The sequence below is a fragment of the Streptomyces cinereospinus genome (assembly GCF_042430725.1).
In the GTDB taxonomy this organism is placed as follows: domain Bacteria; phylum Actinomycetota; class Actinomycetes; order Streptomycetales; family Streptomycetaceae; genus Streptomyces; species Streptomyces cinereospinus.
On record NZ_JBHMCY010000151.1, the window covers coordinates 1 to 2,966 of the forward strand.

At 74.6% G+C, this 2,966-nt stretch carries 2 protein-coding genes; one reads left to right on the top strand and one right to left on the bottom strand.

The window, feature by feature from the left end; genetic code table 11:
• Positions 1 to 334 precede the first annotated feature (334 nt).
• On the bottom strand, positions 335 to 1,771 hold the full coding sequence (locus ACFF45_RS35150) for an NsdA family TPR-like regulatory protein (RefSeq protein WP_381351092.1): 1,437 nt from the start codon (positions 1,769 to 1,771) through the stop codon (positions 335 to 337).
• A gap of 249 nt (positions 1,772 to 2,020) precedes the next feature.
• Between ACFF45_RS35150 and lipB the strand changes: the two genes are divergently transcribed.
• The gene (gene lipB, locus ACFF45_RS35155; RefSeq protein ID WP_381351094.1) at positions 2,021 to 2,818 is read left to right on the top strand and encodes a lipoyl(octanoyl) transferase LipB; all 798 of its coding nucleotides are present in this window, start codon (positions 2,021 to 2,023) and stop codon (positions 2,816 to 2,818) included.
• Positions 2,819 to 2,966: the final 148 nt, after the last annotated feature.

A 2,966-nucleotide genomic window follows, 5' to 3' on the forward strand; every position in this document is an offset into this window, starting at 1 on the left:
CCCCTCCACGCCCCGCTAGGAGACGCGGCCACCGGCACACCCCCACGCGCCCCACCCATCCTGGGCCGACCGGCCGACCCACCACGACCCACCGGGGACGCGACCACCGGCGCGCCCCCACCCACCCGGGACCGGCCGGCCGACCCACCGCGCCCGCCCGGGGCGCAGGGACCCGCACGCCCCCGCCCGCCCGGCAAGGACCGGCCGACCCACCCGCGCCCCGCCGAACACGCGGAGACCCGCCCCCCGCCCACCCCGGACGAACCGGCCGACCCACCGCGCCCGGCCGGGAGCGCGGGGATCCGGGCGCCCCGCCCGCCCGGAACCGCCCCCCTCAGCCCAGCGCCGCGACCTTGTCGCGGTAGCCGCGCACCGGTGCCGCGTCCCGGTACGGCTCCAGCCGGCGTTCGAAGTCCTTGACGTACTCCACCGCCCGCACCGACCGCATCTCCGCCGCCTGCCCGGCCGCCTCGGCGGCCAGCTGGCAGGCCTGGTCGAGTTCACCGAGCCCCAGCCGGGCGGTGGCGAGGACGACCCGGCAGAACAGGCGGCTGCGGGCGAAGCCGGGGTGCCGCAGCTGGAGCGAGCGCTCCGCGTGCTGCGCGGCGGCGCGGAACTGCTGGAGGTCCCGGTGGCAGTGCCCGAACTCGTCGGCCAGCTGGGCCTCGTCGAAGAAGCGCGCCCAGTGCGGCACGTCGTCACCGGGCCGGGCCGCCTCCAGCGCGCGCTCGGCGCGGACCAGGGACGCGGTGCACGCCCGCACTTCCCCCAGCACCCCGTGCCCGCGCGCCTCGGCGACGTGCAGCAGCGCCTGCACCACCGGCGGCGCGGAGCCGCCCACCCCCTGCTGGGCCACCCGCGCCAGCTGCACCGCCTCGCGGCCGTGGCTCAGGTACACGGCCTGCCGGCTCATCGTGACCAGGACGTACGCCCCGTACGCCCGGTCCCCGGCCGCCTGCGACAGCCGCAGCGCCTGCACGAAGTACCGCTGGGCCAGACCGTGCGCGGCGATGTCGTACGAGGTCCAGCCGGCCAGCCGGGTGAGGTCGGCGGCGGCGGCGAACAGCCGGCGGCCGGTCTGTTCGCCGTAGCCGCCGCGCAGCATCGGTTCGAGTTCGTGCTCCAGGTAGCGCACCAGGGCCTGGCGGGCGTGGCCGCCGCCGTAGGCGTCGTCGAGGGTGCGGAACAGCTCGGCGACCGAGCGGAGGGCGGCGATGTCGCCGGAGCCGACCCGGTGGCCGGGTGCGCGTTCGCCCCGGCCGCGCTGCTGGGGCAGCGCCGGGCGGCCCTGCGCGGGCACCCGGGGCGGGGCCTCGCCCCGGGCGACCCGCTCGTCGGCCCGGCCGATCAGCCAGTCGCGGCTGGGGACGACCAGTCCGGCCGGGGTGAAGGCGATCCTGCGCAGCTCGGCGTGGCTGCCGGAGTCCTTGCGCCACAGGCCGCTGACGATGTCGACGGCCTCCTCCGGGCCGGCCGCGAACTCCAGGCCCGCGTAGACCGGGGCGCAGGCGTCCAGGCCCAGGTCCTGAGCGGTGAGCCGGCGGCCGAGCCGGCGGGTGAACACCTCGGCGATGAGCGCCGGGGTGGTCCCCCGGGGCTGCTGTCCGCGCAGCCAGCGGGTGACGGAGGTCTTGTCGTATCTGAGGTCGAGTCCGTGTTCGAGGCCGAGCTGGTCCACGCGACGGGCGAGACCTGCGTTGGAGAACCCCGCTTCTGCGATGAGCGCGGCGAGCTGGCGGTTGGGAGTGCGCTGCGCGGGTCGTTCCGTCATCTGGGGTGCGGTCTCCTGCCTTCGGGCTTTCGGCGGCCCTCGCCGCCGCGCTGCCCGGATTGCCTGTGAGCAGCCCTTATGGCCTCGTGAACGGCGCGAATGTAGCGGAGAGTGAGCAGGTGATCGCACCCTTCGACGTTCATTCATCCGATCGTGTGAGGATTACCACCAGCGCTGACGCGCCCCGAGCAGTCGTACAGTGACGTAGGCGCATGTCGTGCCTGACGACCTTCCAGGGAGGCGCTTGCCGTGAGTGAGCTGCGGTTCGTCCGGATGGGCTTCGGCGCGGACGCCGTCGAGTACCAGCAGGCGTGGGACGAACAGCGCCGGGTGCACGCGGCGCGGTTCGCCGACGAGATCCCCGACACGGTGCTGCTGCTGGAACACCCGCCGGTCTACACCGCGGGCCGGCGCACGGCCGACAACGAGCGCCCCCTCGACGGCACGCCGGTCATCGACGTGGACCGCGGCGGCAAGATCACCTGGCACGGTCCGGGCCAGCTGGTGGGCTACCCGATCCAGAAGCTGCCGCGCCCGGTGGACGTGGTGGCGCACGTACGGCGGCTGGAGGAGGCGCTCATCCGCAGCTGCGCGGAGTTCGGCCTGGAGACCACCCGGGTCGAGGGCCGCAGCGGGGTCTGGGTCCTCGGCGACCCGGTCGAGCGGCGCCCGTCCTTCGGCGGCCTCTCCCTGGACTTCGACCCCCGCCTGCACGACGACGAGTTCGACCCGCGCCTGAACGGCCCCGAGTACGCCCCGTCCAACGCGGGCCAGCGCCGCGAGGACCGCAAGATCGCCGCGATCGGCATCCGGGTGGCCAAGGGCGTCACCATGCACGGCTTCGCGCTCAACGTGAACCCGGACAACGCCTGGTTCGACCGCATCATTCCGTGCGGCATCCGGGACGCCGGCGTGACCTCCCTCGCCCACGAGCTCGGCCGGGACGTGACGATCGAGGACGTGACCCCGGTCGTCGAACGCCACCTGAGGGACGTCCTGGTGAACGCCGACCTGAAGCCGCGCGAGATCGAGAAGACGCCGGCATAGGGACGCCGGCCGCCAAAAATCAACGGGCGTACCCTGGGGAACGCCGAAGAATCAATCGCTAGGGAGCCGGTCGTGTCCGCAGTCGCACCCGACGGACGCAAGATGCTGCGCCTGGAGGTCCGCAACAGCCAGACCCCCATCGAGCGCA